The sequence below is a fragment of the Nonomuraea montanisoli genome, from assembly GCF_013363975.1.
GTDB classification, from domain to species: Bacteria; Actinomycetota; Actinomycetes; order Streptosporangiales; family Streptosporangiaceae; genus Nonomuraea; species Nonomuraea montanisoli.
The window spans coordinates 115,366-131,590 of record NZ_JABWGN010000002.1; the positions used below are offsets into that span (position 1 = coordinate 115,366).

General features: G+C 73.0%; 14 protein-coding genes. 9 read left to right on the forward strand and 5 right to left on the reverse strand.

Annotation, left to right across the window (positions count from 1 at the left end):
* Nucleotides 1-945, reverse strand: coding sequence for a Rossmann-fold NAD(P)-binding domain-containing protein (locus HTZ77_RS04075; RefSeq protein ID WP_175588078.1), 945 nt, complete (start codon nt 943-945; stop codon nt 1-3).
* An 80-nt stretch (nt 946-1,025) separates the two neighbouring features.
* Here HTZ77_RS04075 and HTZ77_RS04080 point away from each other — a divergent pair, with 80 nt between their 5' ends.
* The gene (locus tag HTZ77_RS04080) at nt 1,026-1,919 is read left to right on the forward strand and encodes a LysR family transcriptional regulator (RefSeq protein WP_328808458.1); all 894 of its coding nucleotides are present in this window, start codon (nt 1,026-1,028) and stop codon (nt 1,917-1,919) included.
* Nucleotides 1,920-1,926: 7 nt separating this feature from the next.
* On the opposite strand, the gene HTZ77_RS04085 is transcribed toward HTZ77_RS04080, so the two are convergent.
* Both HTZ77_RS04085 and HTZ77_RS04090 read right to left on the reverse strand, forming a co-directional pair.
* Nucleotides 1,927-3,189: an MFS transporter gene (locus HTZ77_RS04085; RefSeq protein WP_205302070.1), complete on the reverse strand. Its 1,263-nt coding sequence runs from the start codon at nt 3,187-3,189 to the stop codon at nt 1,927-1,929.
* A gap of 117 nt (nt 3,190-3,306) precedes the next feature.
* On the reverse strand, nt 3,307-4,269 hold the full coding sequence (locus HTZ77_RS04090) for a GlxA family transcriptional regulator (RefSeq protein WP_175588080.1): 963 nt from the start codon (nt 4,267-4,269) through the stop codon (nt 3,307-3,309).
* A gap of 71 nt (nt 4,270-4,340) precedes the next feature.
* Between HTZ77_RS04090 and HTZ77_RS04095 the strand changes: the two genes are divergently transcribed.
* Together HTZ77_RS04095 and HTZ77_RS04100 are read left to right on the forward strand one after the other, a co-directional pair.
* Entirely contained in the window at nt 4,341-5,606 is a 1,266-nt protein-coding gene (locus HTZ77_RS04095; RefSeq protein ID WP_175588081.1) for an MFS transporter, read from the forward strand.
* The gene (locus HTZ77_RS04100) at nt 5,603-6,262 is read left to right on the forward strand and encodes an aminoacyl-tRNA hydrolase (RefSeq protein ID WP_175588082.1); all 660 of its coding nucleotides are present in this window, start codon (nt 5,603-5,605) and stop codon (nt 6,260-6,262) included. The genes HTZ77_RS04095 and HTZ77_RS04100 overlap by 4 nt, the downstream gene beginning before the upstream one ends.
* Nucleotides 6,263-6,316: 54 nt before the next feature.
* On the opposite strand, the gene HTZ77_RS04105 is transcribed toward HTZ77_RS04100, so the two are convergent.
* Nucleotides 6,317-7,282, reverse strand: a complete 966-nt coding sequence (locus HTZ77_RS04105) for a DUF3616 domain-containing protein (RefSeq protein ID WP_328808406.1) — start codon at nt 7,280-7,282, stop codon at nt 6,317-6,319.
* Nucleotides 7,283-7,383: 101 nt separating this feature from the next.
* On the opposite strand from HTZ77_RS04105, the gene HTZ77_RS04110 reads away from it, so the two are divergent.
* From HTZ77_RS04110 to HTZ77_RS04135, 6 genes are all read left to right on the forward strand, one after another.
* On the forward strand, nt 7,384-8,289 hold the full coding sequence (locus HTZ77_RS04110; RefSeq protein WP_175588083.1) for a hypothetical protein: 906 nt from the start codon (nt 7,384-7,386) through the stop codon (nt 8,287-8,289).
* A gap of 37 nt (nt 8,290-8,326) precedes the next feature.
* Entirely contained in the window at nt 8,327-10,255 is a 1,929-nt protein-coding gene (gene ftsH, locus HTZ77_RS04115; protein WP_175588084.1) for an ATP-dependent zinc metalloprotease FtsH, read from the forward strand.
* Between the two features lie 93 nt (nt 10,256-10,348).
* Nucleotides 10,349-10,912, forward strand: coding sequence for a DUF937 domain-containing protein (locus HTZ77_RS04120; RefSeq protein WP_175588085.1), 564 nt, complete (start codon nt 10,349-10,351; stop codon nt 10,910-10,912).
* Between the two features lie 16 nt (nt 10,913-10,928).
* Nucleotides 10,929-11,510: a Maf family protein gene (locus tag HTZ77_RS04125; RefSeq protein ID WP_175588086.1), complete on the forward strand. Its 582-nt coding sequence runs from the start codon at nt 10,929-10,931 to the stop codon at nt 11,508-11,510.
* A gap of 10 nt (nt 11,511-11,520) precedes the next feature.
* Nucleotides 11,521-12,279 carry an EI24 domain-containing protein gene (locus tag HTZ77_RS04130; protein WP_205302071.1) on the forward strand — a complete coding sequence of 253 codons (759 nt, stop codon included), beginning with the start codon at nt 11,521-11,523 and terminating at the stop codon, nt 12,277-12,279.
* A 743-nt stretch (nt 12,280-13,022) separates the two neighbouring features.
* A complete protein-coding gene (locus HTZ77_RS04135) occupies nt 13,023-14,639 on the forward strand; it encodes a DUF4192 domain-containing protein (protein ID WP_175588087.1) in 1,617 nt (538 codons plus the stop codon).
* 83 nt (nt 14,640-14,722) lie between these two features.
* Here the strand turns inward: HTZ77_RS04135 and HTZ77_RS04140 are convergent, their stop codons facing one another.
* A complete protein-coding gene (locus tag HTZ77_RS04140) occupies nt 14,723-15,631 on the reverse strand; it encodes an alpha/beta hydrolase (protein ID WP_235994315.1) in 909 nt (302 codons plus the stop codon).
* Between the last annotated feature and the right edge of the window lie 594 nt (nt 15,632-16,225).

Sequence of the window (16,225 nt, forward strand, 5' to 3'; positions counted from 1 at the left end):
TCAGGCCGCCTTCAGGTGCACGAGCGTCGCGGCGACGGCGTCGGGCAGCCAGTCCGCGGTGGCCGAGAGCGGCAGGCCGAGCCGGACGGCCAGGCCGTTGTCCATGGCGTAGTGGCGGTCGAAGGAGAACGGCGACGCCGCCTCGCCCGGCTCCACCACCCGGTACACCGGCCTCCGCCCGGCCCGCTCCCCGATCGCCTCGCACAGCCCGATCACGTCGAGCGGCCCGTGCGAGCAGGCGTTCACGGCGCCGACGTGGTCGGAGGCCGCCACCCGGAACAGCAGGCCGGCGATCTCCTCGTCGTTCGTGAACGAGGTCGGGAACGGGTCGCGGTGGACCGCGATCGGCCGGCCCGCGAGGATCCGCTCGACGTAGTGCCCGAGCCGTCCGGTGAAGTCGCGCGCCCGCACGCCGAGCACGTGCGCCGAGCGCACCGCGACGAACGCGAAGGAGCTCTCCCGGGCGAGCACCGCCTCGGCCCGCCGCTTGTCCTCGGCGTACGGGACGGCCCCGGCGGGCAGCCGGGACGCGTCGTGGCCGGCTGGGCCGCCGTCCACCGGCCACGTGGCCGGGTCCAGCGAGTCCTCCGTGACCGGGGTCCCCGGAGCGGCCGGGGTGACCAGCGCGGAGGTGGCCGGGTCGTACACCTCCATCGTGGAGGTCATGACGTACCGGGACGTGCGCCCGGCGAAGACCCGCCGCGCGAGCGCCGCCTGGAGCGGCGTGTAACAGACCTGGTCGACCACCACGTCGAACGTGCGCCGGCCGAGCGCCGCGCGCAGCCCCTCCTCGTCGTCGCGGTCCGCGACCACGTGCGCGACCCCCGCCGGCGGCGCGGCCGTGCCGCGGTTGACCACCGTGACGGCCGTGCCCGCGTCGCGGAGCAGTTCGATGAGGTGGAGCCCGAAGTAACGGCCCCCGCCGATGACGCATACGCTCTTCACGGCACCGAGCCTGCCGTGGCGGGGCGGTGAGCAGAAGTGCCGACCTGCTTACGAGGCCGTTAGGAGAACTGTTGATCGACGTGCAGCGGCTCCGGGTCCTGCGCGAGGTGGCCCGTCAGGGCAGCTTCGCCAAGGCGGCCGCCGTCCTGCTCTTCACGCCGTCGGCGGTGTCGCAGCAGATCGCCGGTCTCGAACGCTCGGTCGGCGTGCCGGTCGTCGAGCGCAGCACGCGCGGCGTGATGCTGACCGAGCCGGGCCGCCTGCTCCTGGAGGCGGCCGACGTGGTCTTCGCCGAGCTGCGCACCGCCCAGGAGCGCATCGACCGGATCGCGGCCGGCCACCCCCGCCTGACGGTCGCCACGTTCAGCAGCGGCGGCCGCCGCCTGCTGCCGGGGGCGCTCACCGCGTTCGTGGCCGCCCACCCCGACGTCGAGGTGAACGTGCTGGAGCGCGAGCCGGAGGACGCCGTCCCCCTCGTGCGCGAAGGGGTGGCCGACCTCGCCCTCGCCTACCACTTCGACGGCCCGCTGCCGCTTGTCCAGGGCGACCGCCCGGTCCTGGAGTGGACGCCGCTCATGGACGACCCGCTGTCGGTGGTGCTGCCCGCGGGGCACCGGCTGGCCGGCCGCGAGGCCGTCGACCTGGCCGACCTGGCCGGCGAGCGCTGGGTGCTCGGCTGCACCAAGACGGAGGCGTTCCTGCGCCGGTACGCCGAGCGGGCCGGGTTCGAGCCGGTGTTCGCCGGGGGGACCAGCGACTACTTCTTCGCGCAGGCGCTGGTCGCCGCGGGGGTGAGCGTGTCGCTGATCCCGGAGGTCGCCCTGGACCGCTCGGCCGCGGGCGTGGCCGTCGTGCCGATCCGGCCGCCGTGCCCGGCCCGCCAGGTCGGGCTGGTCACCTCCCGGCGCCCGGCGGACCCCGGCCTGGTGGAGACGCTGGCCGGGCTGCTGACGCGCGCCGCCGGCCAGGGCTGAGCAAGGGTCACGCGCGCTCGGGGTCGCGCTGCCGTACGGGCGTGAAGAACGCGATCAGCGCCAGCACCAGGCAGGAGACGCCCGCGACGACGAACACCGTCGTCGCGCCGCGATGTTCGGCGCCCCAGCCGAGGGCGGCCGCGCCGACCGGCCCGAGCGAGAAGTGGATCGTCCAGAACGCCGACGTCACCCGCCCCAGCAGGTGCGGCGGCGTCACCTGCTGGCGCAGCGACATGGAACAGATCCCGGCCACGCTGACGCACGCCAGGTACAGGGCCATGAACGCGGCCACGCCCCACACCGAGCCCGCGAGGCCGAGGGAGAGGATGGCGAGGCCCGAGACGACCTGCGCGCCGATCCACGACGGCCCGAACCCGAGGGTGCGCCGCACCCGGGCCACCAGCATGGAGCCGACCATCGTGCCCACCGCCCCGACGCCCAGCACGACGCCCACCACGGAGTCGGTCTGGCCGAGGTCGTGCTTGAGCCGGTAGATCACGATGTCCGTCAGCCCGAGCGTCATGAAGATGAAGAACGACAGCAGGATCGTCAGGGTGCGCAGCACGGGCTGCCGGAACAGGAACTCCGCCCCGGCCAGCAGCTCCCGCCAGGGCCGCCCCTCGCGCGCCGGTCCCGCGTCCTGCGCGGGCTCGACGGCGTAGCGGGAGGAGCGGGTCAGCAGCACGCCCAGCGCGGACAGCGCGAAGCTGGCCGCGTTGATGGTGATCGCGGCGGTCGGGCCGAAGTGCCCGGCCACCACGCCGGCCAGGGTCGGTCCCAGGACTCCCGCCGCGGCGGCCGTGGCGTACAGCATGCCGTTGGCCTCGGTGACGCGCCCCTCGCCGGCCAGGCCGCCGACCGCGGCCACGTACGTGACCTGGAAGACCATGCCCACGGCCGAGGCCAGGGGCAGCACGGCGTACAGCAGCCACACGTGCGTGCCGAACGCCCAGACCACCGGGATCGTCGCGAACAGGACGAGCCGGATGACGTCGCAGGCGATGAGCAGCCGCCTGCGGTCGAACCGGTCGGCGAGTACCCCCGCGAACACCCCGGCCACCACCGAGGCCGTGCCAGCCACACCTGTCAGCAGGCCCATCTGCGTGGCCGATCCGGTGACGTTCAGGACGAGGAGCGGCACGGCGATGAGTGCGAACGAGTCGCCCGCGACCGACAGTGTCTGCGCGCACCAGAAGATCAGGAAGTCGCGGTCGCGCCAGAGCGAGCCGGGTTGGGGCGATCGGCCCGCGCCGATCCGGAGGGAGATCACGCCGGTGAGGCTATCCGGCGCGCCCGGCGCGCCGCCGCCCGTTTTCGCCCGCCGAGACACTTTCGCGGGCGCCTCACCCGGAGAGGCGGGCGCCTCACCCGGACGAGCGGGCGTGTCTCACCCGGAGAGGGCGGTGCGGCGGAAGGTGTGGCGGTAGGCCAGGGGGGCGACCCCGACGGCGGCGTGCAGGTGCTGGCGCAGCGACACCGACGTCCCGAACCCCGAGCGCCGCGCCACCTCCTCCACCGGCAGGTCCGTCGTCTCCAGCAGCAACCGGGCGTGCTCGACCCGGTGCCGGGCCAGCCAGCGGGCCGGGCTCATGCCCGTCTCCTCCCGGAAGCGCCGGGTGAAGGTGCGCACGCTCATCCGCGCGTGCTCCGCCAGCGCCTCCAGCGGCAGGTCGGCGTCGAGACGGCCGAGCATCCACGAGCGGGTGGCGGCCGTGCCGTTGCCGCCGCTGTCGGGCAGGGGCCGGTCGACGTACTGGGCCTGGCCGCCCTCGCGCCAGGGCGGCGTGACGCAGCGGCGGGCGAGCCGGTTGGCCACCTCGCTGCCGTGGTCGCGCCGGACCACGTGCAGGCACAGGTCGATCCCCGCGGCCACCCCGGCCGAGGTCAGCACGTCGCCGTCGTCCACGTACAGGACGTCCGGGTCCAGCCGCACGCGCGGGAACAGCGCGGCGAAGCGGGGCGCCTTCAGCCAATGGGTGGTCGCGGGACGGCCGTCCAGCAGCCCCGCCGCGGCCAGCACGAACGCCCCCGTGCAGATCGACATCACCCGGGGACGGCCCTGCAGCGCCTCGCGCAGCTCGGCGGTGACGATGCCGTCCGTCAAGGCCCGGCCGGCGACGATGCCGGGCACCACGATGGTGTCGGCGGTGTCGAGCACGTCGAGCCCGTGGTCGGGCACGACGCTGTAGCCGGCGGCGCACCGTACGGGCCGGCGGCCGGGCGAGCAGGTCACCACCTCGTACAGCTTCTCGCCGTCCGCCGTCTCGGCGGCCCAGAACACCTGGCCCGGAACCCCCAGGTCCAGGGTCGCGAAGTGGTTCAGGACGAGGACCGCGACCCGATGCGTCATGGCCCGATTCTTTCACAGGATGGCTTTCCGGCCACTCGCGGCCGTCACGCCCGGTCCCCGAGGATGGGCCCATGACGTTGAGCACCCCTCCTGTCCGCACGCGCGGGATCCATCGCGCCTGGTTCGTCGCGGGCGTCGCGTTCGTGGCGATCCTCGGCGCCGCCGGGTTCCGCGCCACCCCCGGCGTGCTGATCAACCCGCTCCAGGAGGAGTTCGGCTGGACGAAGGGCACGATCTCCCTCGCCGTCTCGGTCAACCTGGTGCTCTTCGGCCTGACCGCCCCCTTCGCCGCCGCCCTCATGGACCGCTTCGGCATGCGGCGTGTGGTCGCCGCGGCCATGCTGCTGGTGGCCGCGGGCAGCGGGCTGACCGTCTTCATGACCGCGAGCTGGCACCTCCTGCTGCTGTGGGGGGTGTTCGTCGGCCTCGGCACCGGGTCGATGGCGCTGGTCTTCGCCGCCACCGTGGCCGACCGGTGGTTCGTCCGGCACCGCGGCCTGGTCACCGGGGTGCTCACCGCCGCCGGCGCCACCGGGCAGCTCGTCTTCCTGCCCGTGCTCGCCCACCTGGCCGAGGGGCCGGGGTGGCGGGTGGCCTCCCTGACCGTGGCCGGCTCCGCCCTCGCCGTGGTGCCGTTCGTGTGGTGGCTGCTGCGCGACCGGCCCGAGGACGTGGGCACCACCGCGCTCGGGGCCGATCCCGAGGCCCCGCGCGTGGCGCCGGTCAGAGGCAACGCGGCGCTGCGCGCGCTGTCGGTGCTGCGCTCGGCGGCGCGCACCCGGCCGTTCTGGCTGCTCGCGGGCGGCTTCGCCATCTGTGGCGCCAGCACGAACGGGCTGGTCGGCACCCACTTCATCCCCGCCGCCCACGACCACGGCATGGCCGAGCCGACCGCCGCGGGCCTGCTCGCCATCGTCGGCATCTTCGACGTCGCCGGCACGATCGCCTCCGGATGGCTGAGCGACCGGATCGACCCGCGGGTGCTGCTCGCCGTCTACTACGGGCTGCGCGGGCTGTCGCTCATGGTGCTGCCGAGCCTGTTCGCGGCCACCACCGAGCCCAGCATGCTGATCTTCATCGTGTTCTACGGCCTCGACTGGGTGGCGACCGTGCCGCCGACCGTGGCGCTGTGCCGGCAGGCGTACGGCGCCGACGGCGCGGTCGTGTTCGGCTGGGTGTTCGGCTCCCACCAGGTGGGCGCCGCCGTCGCCGCCGTGGCCGCCGGCCTGACCCGCGACCATCTCGGCGCCTACGACCTCGCGTGGTACGGCTCCGGCCTGTTGTGCCTGGCCGCCACCGGCATGTCGCTGGCCATCCGGCATGCTAGGGGGCGATGAACGACTCCGAACTGATGGTCCTGCCCCTCGTCGTCAGGATCGAGCGGGCCGCTCCCCCCGAGCGCACCGACGCCCTGGAGGCCGCGGCGATGGCCGTGCTGAGCCTGCTCGACGACCCGGGGGAGTGGACGGACGAGCTGCACGCCTGGCAGTCCACGGGCAAGATCCGCAAGGTCGTGCGCCGGGCCCGGGGCGCCGAATGGCGCAGGGCGTCGGCGCTGCCCGGCCGTACGGTCGAGCACCGCACGGCCGAGGTGCGCGTCCACCCGCCCGTGCCGCTCGACGCCTGGCCGCGCGACCTCGCGCGGCTCCAGGTGTCCGGCACCGAGCTGACCGACACCGGTGAGCTCGGTCCCGCCGAGGCGCCCGTCCTGTGGGCCAACCCGGGCCTGTCCATGTCGGCGGGCAAGGCCATGGCGCAGGCCGGGCACGCCGCCCAGCTCGCCTGGTGGGCCAGCGACCGCGCCGAGCGCGACGCCTGGCGGGAGCGCGGCCTCACGGTCAGCGCGCGCACCGCCGCCCCGGACGACTTCGCCGCCCTGGTCGCCGCCGGGCTGCCCGTGGTCCGCGACGCCGGGTTCACCGAGATCGAGCCGGGGTCGTGCACGTTCGTCGCGGAGGCGCCGTGGCTGTACGGCCGCGTGTCCAGACCGTGAGGACGTCGGCGCCTGGACGGTGAGGACGTCAGCCTGGACGGTGAGGACGTCGGTCTAGATGGTGAAGACGTCGGCCAGCACGCCGCCCGCCGGGGTGATCCGCGCGGGCGACGGGCTGTCGTAGACCACCATCAGCCGGCCGTCCCGCAGGACCGCGAGGCCCTCCGGGTGGTCGCAGTCCACCCCGTACGGCAGCGCGGCCAGCGTCTCCAGCTCGTCCGCCGGCACCAGGTCGCCCGTGTGCCGCACCCGCCAGCGCACCACCCGCACCGGTCCGTCGAGGCTCATGCTCGGGCCCGTGAGCAGCAGCAGGTCGCCGTCGTACGGGGCGATGTCGCGCACCCCGAGGCCGCCGAGGTCGAGGAAGTGCTTGCGGACCGGCCCGTCGAGGACCAGCCGCCCGCCGCCCGCCTCCACCGGCCGGATCTCCAGCACCACCGCCCAGCCGCGCAGCACCGGGCCGCGCAGCCCCAGGTACACCCGCTCGCCGTCGACCGCGACGCCCTCCATGTCGAAGCCGTTGTCCTTGCCCGGCAGCGCCAGGAACGGCGCCAGGTGCGGATCGTCCGCGAGCCGGGCGGCCACGTTGTCCCGGCCCGACAGGACCGACCCGGGCAGCGGCGCGTTCGTGACCGGGTCCAGCGGCATCCTGGCCAGGACGAACCGGTTCTCCTCCCTGACCACCGCGGCCAGCCGGCGGGCCGCCTTGGCCGGGTCCTTGGACTTGACCCGCCGCCGCTTCAGGCTGTGCGAGCCGACCGCCCACAGGTGGCCGTCGGCCAGGGCCAGTCCCTCGATGTCGGCCTCGTCCTCCCGCCCGCCGGGCAGCCGCACGTAGTCGTCCAGGAAGAACGTGCGCTGTCCCGCGTACCGCTCGCCCGTCCACGCCAGGTGCTCGACCGTCGCGGTCTCGTCGCCGGCCACCCAGAGACCGGCCTCGTCCTGCAGGAGCGCCGACAGGTTGGTGTGCGTGCCGGCCTCGCGCGAGGCCGGATCGAATCGGAGCTCCACCTGTTCCACGCGGTCATGATTGCACTTCGGTCGCTTCTCAAGCGGAATGGCGGGATATGTCGTACGCTCCGCTCGTGCTCCAAGGGGATGATGGGACCAAGGGTTCCGATGTGACGACTGTGGCGCGCTCCGGCCCCCCTGCCTCCCCGCCCAAGCGCTCCCGCATCGGCGATCTGCGGATGCGGGACGTGTACCGGGGGCTCGCCGTGGTGGCCGCGGCGGCGGCCGTCGCCGCCGGGGTGGTCTTCGTGCTCCCGTCGGGGCCGGACGAGGTCGCCGCGGGGCCGATCGCCGCGCCACCGGCCCACGCGTCCTCGTCCGGCGCCACTCCGCCGCTCCAGGAGACGCCGACCTCCTCCGTCCTCGGGACGACCGCGGCTCCTTCCGACGCGGCGACCGCTCCCTCGACCACCCTGACGCCGTCGCCGCTCGCGGCCACCGGCCGGCCGGCCCCCACGCCCGGCACCACGCTGGCGCCCGGCTACACCGCCATGGAGGCGCTGTACGCCGACGCCCGCCTCCCCCGGCTGCCCGCCAAGACCCGCCGCGTCGCCCTCAAGGCCCCGGCCGGCCGCACGGTGAAGGACCGGCGCTCCGGCGTGGCCGTACCGCGGCTGGCCAAGCCCTGGAAGACGTACGGCCCGGCGCCGTTCACCACCCGCCAGGTGCTGCCCCAGGCGCGCGGCACGCGGCTGCGCGGCATGTTCGTGACCTGCCCGCTGCCGATCGAGGAGCAGAAGGCGCCGCGCGACAGCGCCCTGCTGGCCGCCCGCTGGACGCTGAACCACCACCCGAAGGGCGCCACCATCACCTGGCTCGCCTCCCAGCCGGTCAGGAAGGGCTGGATGCTGATGTACCGGGTGACGTACGGCAAGCACAGCTCCCGTGCGGCCGTGGTGGTGCTCGACGGGGGAATGCCGAAGCCCGCTCTGGCGTTCGTGAGTGTGCCTGACACGCAGCGGAAGCGGTGGGCTGATGTGACCCGCGTCATCTCCGGAGTGCGTGTCTTAGGGTAGAAGGATCATGTAATGCGGCGATTTGGGGAGTGACGCCGTGGAACGCTCTGGAACGCCGCAGGCCCCGGACAAGGGCAAGGCCAAGCCGCCGTGGCGGGCCGAAGGTCTGCCGGGCACGCCCGGCGGAAGGCCCAAGATCAACTGGTGGCGGTTCGCCGTCACCCTTTTCGTGGTGTACGCCGTGTTCTTCCTGGTGTCGTCGTTCTTCGACAACAGCCAGGTCGAGACGATCTCGTACACGCAGTTCACCCAGCAGGTGAGCGCGAAGAACGTCAAGGAGATCTACGCCACCGGCCTGTCCGTGGAGGGCGACCTCAAGAGCGCCGCCAAGGACCCCGACAGCGGCAACCAGACCTACACCGAGTTCCGCACCGAGATCCCCGCGTTCGCCGACACCGACCAGCTCTCGCAGCAGCTCCAGAGCTCCGGCGTGGACATCAAGGCCGAGCCCATCAACGGCGGCCGCGGCTTCTTCCTCAACCTCCTGCTGTCGCTGCTGCCCGTGCTGCTGCTGGCCGGCCTGTGGATCTGGATCATGCGGCGGGGCGCCAGCATGATGGGCGGCGGCGGGCTCGGCGGGCTCGGCAAGTCCAAGGCCGCCAAGCCGGTCGAGGCCGGCCAGGTGCGGGTGACGTTCGACGACGTCGCCGGCATCGACGAGGTCGAGAACGAGCTCGTCGAGATCGTCGACTACCTCAAGGACCCCGGCAAGTACCGCAGGCTCGGCGCCAAGCTGCCCAAGGGCGTGCTGCTGGCCGGCCCTCCCGGCACGGGCAAGACCCTGCTCGCGCGGGCCGTGGCCGGTGAGGCCAAGGTGCCGTTCTTCTCCGCCAGCGCCTCCGAGTTCATCGAGATGATCGTCGGTGTGGGCGCCTCGCGCGTGCGCGACCTGTTCGAGGAGGCGCGCAAGGTCGCGCCGTCGATCGTGTTCATCGACGAGATCGACGCCATCGGACGCGCCCGCGGCGGCGCCGGCGGCATCGGCGGCCACGACGAGCGCGAGCAGACGCTCAACCAGATCCTCACCGAGATGGACGGCTTCTCCGGCGCGGAGGGCGTCATCGTCATCGGCGCCACGAACCGCCCCGAGGTCCTCGACCCGGCGCTGCTGCGGCCCGGCCGCTTCGACCGCACCGTCCAGGTGGGCCTGCCCGACGCCGCCGGCCGGATCGCGATCCTGGAGGTCCACACGCGCGGCGTGCCGCTCGACGGCTCGGTCGTCCTGGAGCGGCTCGCCCGCACCACGCCCGGCATGACCGGCGCCGACCTCGCCAACCTCGTCAACGAGGCGGCCCTGCTCGCCGCCAAGCGCGGCAAGGAGAAGGTCACCAGCGGCGACTTCGCCGACGCGCTGGAGAAGCTCCAGCTCGGCGCGGCGCGCAGCATCGTGATGCCCGAGGAGGAGCGCAACCGCACGGCCTACCACGAGGCCGGGCACGCCCTGCTCGGCATGCTCCAGCCCGGCGCCGACCCGGTGCGCAAGATCTCGATCATCCCGCGCGGCCGGGCGCTCGGCGTCACGCTCTCCACGCCCGACACCGACCGCTACGCCTACGACGAGCAGTACCTGCGCGGGCGCATCGCCGGCGCGCTCGGCGGGATGGCCGCCGAGGAGGTGGTGTTCGGCGTGGTCACCACCGGCGCCGAGAACGACCTGGAGCAGGTCACCATGATCGCCCGCGGCATGGTGGGCCGCTGGGGCATGTCGGAGAAGGTCGGCCCGCTGACCATCCTGCCCAACGACGGCCAGCAGCCCCAGGCCTCGCCCGCCACGCTCGCGATGGTGGACGAGGAGGCCCGGCGCATCGTGGACGAGTGCTACGCGCGGGCCCTGGAGGTGCTGCGGGGGCACCGCGACAAGCTCGACGGGATCGTGGCGGCGCTGCTGGAGCACGAGACGCTCGACGAGGCCGACGCGTACGCGGCGGCGGGCCTGACGCGCGAGCCCCTGCCGGTCGAGAGCTAGCCCCTTCCGATATTTACCGCAATTTACCGCAAAACGGACAGTAGTCGGATCCAGTCACGGGAACGCCTCCGCAGAAGGAACGGGGGGACTCTCATGACCCTGACCGATGAGATCCTCGACCGGCTCGGCGACCCCGGCCTGGAGCAGTTCGCCGGGATGCTGGGCACCTGCACGGCCACCACGCGCACCGTGCTCCAGGTGGTCACCGGCACGATCGTCGGCGGCATGGCCCGCAACGCCGACGACCCCGACGGCGCCGAGGCGCTGCGCGGCGCGCTGGAGGACCACGTGGACGCCGATCCCTTCAACGGCGACATCGCGTCACTCACGCGTGACGGTCAGAGCATCCTCGGGCACGTGCTCGGCGCCCAGGGCACCGAGCAGGCGGCCGCCGAGCTGTCCCGCCTCGCGGGGGCCGACCCGGCGGCCCTCATGAAGATCCTTCCGCTCGTGGCGCCGATGGTCATGTCGGTGCTGGCCTGCCACGTCGCCGAGCACGACATGGAGGCCCGGGACGTCGCCGACGTCCTGCACCGCGAGCAGGCCGCGCTGCCGCTCCGCCTGACCGACTTCGTGGAGGCGCTGCTCGACGGCGTGTACGGCCCGCCGGCCCCGCTCCGCGCCCGCACCAGGCCCCGGCCGCAGGTCGACTGGTGACCGGTAAGCTGGGACGGTGATCGTTCTGGCCTCTCAGTCTCCCGCTCGCCTGGCCCTTCTCCGCAGTGCCGGGCTCGACCCCAAGGTCATCGTCAGCGGGGTGGACGAGGAGACGTACTCCGCCTACTCGCCCGCCGCCCTCGCCCTCGAACTGGCCAAGGCCAAGGCGTCGGCCGTCGCGGACGGGCTGGAGGAGGGGCTGGTCATCGGCTGCGACTCGATCCTGGAGCTCGACGGCAGGCCGTACGGCAAGCCCGCCTCCGAGGAGGAGGTCGTCGAGCGCTGGCGCGTGCTGCGCGGCCGGACGGGCCGCCTGGTCACCGGCCACTGCGTCATCGACGTGGCCGCCGGCCGGCAGGCCGCCGAGGTGGCCACGACCGTCATCCGCTTCGGCCAGCCCAGTGACGAGGAGGTCGCCGCCTACGCCGCCACGGGCGAGCCGCTCGGCCTGGCCGGCGCGTTCAGCATCGAGGGGCGGGGCGGCTGGTTCGTCGACAGCATCGAGGGCGACCACGGCAACGTGCTCGGCATCTCGCTGCCGCTGATCCGGCGGCTCTTCGACGAACTCGGCTACGCGGTGACGTCGTTCTGGCGCTAGCCTGCCGGGCATGCGATCAGTGCGCGACTTCCTGGCGGGCGTGGGCTTCTTCTTCCAGGGAGTGGGGTGGGTCGCCCGGCACGGCCGGTGGTGGCTGTTCGGCCTGATCCCCGCGTTCATCGCCTTCGCCATCTACGTGGCCGGGCTCGTCTACCTGGGCACCAACGCCTCCGGCCTGGCCGAGACGCTGACGCCGTTCGCCGACACGTGGGCGTGGCGCGACGCGTTCCGGGTGATGGTGCAGGTGGTGCTCTTCCTCGGGGGCCTCGCCCTCGCGGTGATCACGTTCACCGCCGTGACGCTGGCGATCGGCGAGCCCTTCTACGAGAAGCTGTCGGCGGCCGCGGACGAGGTGCCGGGCGCGGCGGACGAGCCGTGGTGGCGCACGGTGCCGCGCTCCATCAGGGACAGCCTGGTGACGCTCGGCTGGGTCATGGTCTTCAGCGTGCCGCTGTTCTTCCTGGGGTTCGTCCCGGTGGTGGGGCAGACGGTGGTGCCGGTGCTGGGGGCGGCGGTGTCGGGCTTCTTCCTGGCGGCCGAGCTGACGACGCTGTCGCTGGAGCGGCGCGGGTACGCCCGCAAGCAGCGCTTCGCCCTGCTGCGCGGCCGCAAGGGGCTGGCGCTGGGGTTCGGGGTGGCGGTGTTCGTGCTGTTCCTGGTGCCGTTCGTGGCGGTAGTGGCGATGCCGGCGGCGGTGGCGGGAGCCGCTCTGCTGGTACGGGCGGAACTCGCGGACGACGCTCCCGCCCCTGCCACGCCTGTGCCGTAGCCCACATTCTCGGAGTACCCAGGTAGCGCCGGTGTGCCGCCGTGCCGCCGTGCCGCCGTGCCGGCGGGTACGGTCCTGAGGCGGCGAACCCTGACGCCGCTCCCCGACGCCGCCGTTCGTGAGGCTGCCGCTCCCCGAGGCCGCGGTCTCCCCGGAGCCGGGGTCCTCCCGAGGCCGGGTTCTCCGGAGACTGGGGTCCCCCGAGGCCCGTCGCACACCGAGGCCGTGGTTCGCCAAGGTGCCGCTCACCGAGGCCGTGGTTCGCCGAGGCCGAGGTCCCCCCGAGGCCCGTCGCACACCAGGCCGTGGTTCACCGAGACCGTCGTTCATCGAGGTCGTGGTTCGCCGAGGCTGCCGTTCGCCGAGGCCGTCGCTCACTGGGGCCGTGGATCGCCAGGTAGCGTCCGTCAGCACCGCCTTACCAGGACCGCCTTACCAGGACCGCCTTACCAGGACCGCCTTACCAGGACCGCCTTACCAGGACCGCCTTACCAGGACCGCCTTACCAGGACTGCCATGCCAGGACCGCCTTGCCGAGAGGCGCTCCCCGGGCGGCCTTGTCGGGGCGACCTTGCCAGGACGGCGATGCCAGGGCCGCTGTCTACAGCCCCTCCTCAGCCCCTCCTCAGCCCCTCCTCAGGCCATCTCCCTTATCCCCAGAACCCCGTTCGCCCCATCCCCCTTATCCCCAGAACCCCGTTCGCTCGTTCGCCGAGACAGCCCCCTCCGGCACCCTCTCCGCCATGACGACCAACACCCCCACGCCCTCCCTCACCCTGGCCGGCCCCGCCGACATCCTCGCCGCCATGCCGTACCTCGTGGGCTTCCACCCCACCGACAGCCTCATCGTGGTCGGCCTCGCCCGCAGCCAGGTGAAGGTGGCCGTCCGCTGGAACCTCCCCTCCCCGCCCGGCACCCTGGGCCCCCTCCGGCACCTGTGGAAGCGGGAGGGCATCGACCGGGTCATCGTCGTCGGCTACGGCCCGGGGGAGCAGGTCACTCCGGCCGTCGACGAGGCCAGGTCGCTGGCGGCAGAGGCAGGGGTGCCGGTGGACGAGGCGCTCCGGGCCTACGAGGGGCGCTACTGGTCGTACGTGTGCGACCTGCCGCAGTGCTGCCCGCCGGAGGGCATGCCGTACGATCCGCGCACCAGCCGCGTCGCGGCCGAGGCGACCGTGCGCGGCCTGGTGGCCCTGCCCGACCGCCGATCCCTCGAACGCACCATCGCCCTGGTCACCGGCCCTGTTCGCCTGGCGATGCGGAGGGCGACGTCCGAGGCGGTGGCGGAGACGCGGGCCGCGCTCGTGAGGTGCGGCGACGCGGACGCCTTCGCGTCCGCGTTCGTCTCCGCCGGCCTGGCGAGGATGCGTACGGCCCTGACGGCGCACGCCGCCGGGGATCGCGTCGAGGACGCCGTGGCCGCCCGGCTCGGCCTCGACCTGACCGTCATCCGTGTACGCGACGAGGCCTGGACCCTGACCGACAGCACCCACCTGGGGCTCTGGAAGGACCTGACCCGCAGGCTGGAGCCCCGCTTCGTCCCGCCCGCCGCGTCGCTGTTCGCCATGGCCTGCTGGCGCGCAGGTGACAGCACCTTGGCGACGATCGCCCTGGAACGCGCTCTCACGATCGACCCGGCCTACTCCATGGCCAACCTCCTCATGCACGCCCTGCAGTGCCTGCTCTCCCCGGAGATGCTCCGCGGCCGCCTCCCCACACCGGCCGAGCTCGACACCGCCATGGGCCCCGCCCACGCCGGCTGGCTCTTCCCACTGCTGTCCACCATGGACGAGGAGGATCCCCCTTCACCCACGTCTGAGGAAGACCACCCACCGGCCACCGCGGAGAACAAGGGCCGCCCATCCTCATCCGTATCGGCAGAAGATCGACCGCCGACCACCTCGGAGAGGGAGGAGCAGCAACCCTCATGCGTCACCGCCGAACACCATTGGCCGACCACCTCGGGAGGGAATGATCACCACTCCCGCGCCGCCACCGAGCATCAAGATCACCCCCAAACCTCCACCGAGGACCGGAACGACTCGCCAGCCGCCCTGAGCGAGCAGAACCACCCGTCGTCCGCCTCGCCCCCGAGCAAGCAGAGGGACCTGTCCTCCGCCCCGGTCCTGGGCAGGCCGGGCGACCCGTCCTCCACTTCGGCCCCGAGCAGGAAGGGCGACCTGTGCCCTGCCTCGCCCCCGAGCAAGCAGAGGGACCTGTCCTCCGCCCCGGCCCTGGGCAGGCCGGGCGACCCGTCCTCCACCCCGAGCGCGAGCAGGCAGAGCTATCTACTGGCCGTTCCACCGCGTCAGAGACGAGCCCCCGAAGCCTCGGAGCAGGACCATGCCCAGGCCGCCTGACCTCACCCCAAGCAGCGGGGTCCCGTGAGGCCCGTCACGTCACGGACATCCGTGCATGCACTGACCGGACCAGAGACGCCTGCTCAAGCCGTGCGCTCCTGAACGGCGACGAGCGAACCGCTCCACTCCCCGATGCGGGCAAGCAAGGTCACAGCGGTCGGAAGCGGATCGGTCGCAAGAACGCTCACGTGGAAGGCGTGCGGCATGTCCTCGTAGATGTCGAGGCTGACCGTCCCCGCGGCCTGGGACGCTGCCTCCGCGAATCGCCGCGCGTCATCAAGCAGAACCTCTCTCGAACCGGCGACGACCAGCAGCGGCGGCAGTCCGCGAAGGTCGCCGTGGAGAGGGGACTGAGGCCCCTGATCCGGCCGGGCGTCGGCCAGGTACTGCGTCCGGACATGGTCGAGCACGGCGCGGTCGACCACGTCCTGGCCGTCGTTGGCGTCGATCGAAGGGCTGGACAACGTGAGGTCGGTCTGCGGAGAGATGGCCAGCGCACCCGCGGGCAGGGCATCGCCGTCGCGTGTGAGCACGAGCAGCGCCGACAGCACCAGCGTGGCACCGGCGGACTCGCCGGCCAGGATGATCCGGGATGCGGGCACACCCTGAGCGAGCAGGCTCCGATACGCGGTCACCACGTCGTCGAGGGCGGCCGGATACCGGTGAGCCGGGGCAAGGCGATAGTCCACGGCCAGGACGGGCCGGCCGGTCGCCTCGGAGAGACGGTAGGCCATGATCTGTTCCATGTCGGGATGCGTGTACTCGAAACCGCCGCCGTGGACGTAGACGGTTACTCCGCTCTCGGACACCGCATCGGCTGACTGCCTCTGCGGGGCGGTGACCCATGTGCCGGGAATGCCGCCGGTGTGCGGCAACAGGGCGGTGAGGTCGGCATCGGCCGGCAGGACAGGGGGCTGGGAGTTCATGGCGCCCATCTCGGCCAGAACCATGGCTCCGGCGTCAGGTGTGGCAGGGATGTGGGTGAGGTTCAAGAACAAGTCCTTTGCGTATGGGGTGGCGGCCTCTCCTCGCCCGGAGTGGCGTACAGCCGGAGGGAGACACAGCCGACGTTGGACACATTGCGTCGTGGTCGGACACATTGAGTTGAGGGCAGGCATATTGCGTTGGGGGCAGGCGCTGAACGGGCATCCCGACACCGCCGACAACCGGCGGACTGACCAGGGTGAGCACCCTGATCAGTGCCGAACAAGCACGGTGCGCCGATGGTGGGCACGCTGCGCATGACGGGCACGGTGCGCCGATAGCGCCACGCTGCTCATGACGGCGGGCACGGTGCGCCGCTGGTCGCCACGCTGCGCCGATGGCGGCGGTCACCAGGAGGCACCTGATGTCGTACCGGATGCCGTACCTGGCGAAGCGCGAAGTGCGTGCGGACATCCGACGACCCGGCATCAGCGGAAGCGCCGAGTGGCGGTCGCCATCCGGAACGCGAGAATGCACGCCAAGCGCGCCGCTTCTCTGCAGGGCGTCAGCACCGTGCTCGTCCTGCCGTGGTCTCGCTCACCTGGTGGTGGGCGGTGTTCACGTTGGGGTGGCGTTGCTCACCTGGTGGTGGGCGGTGCTCG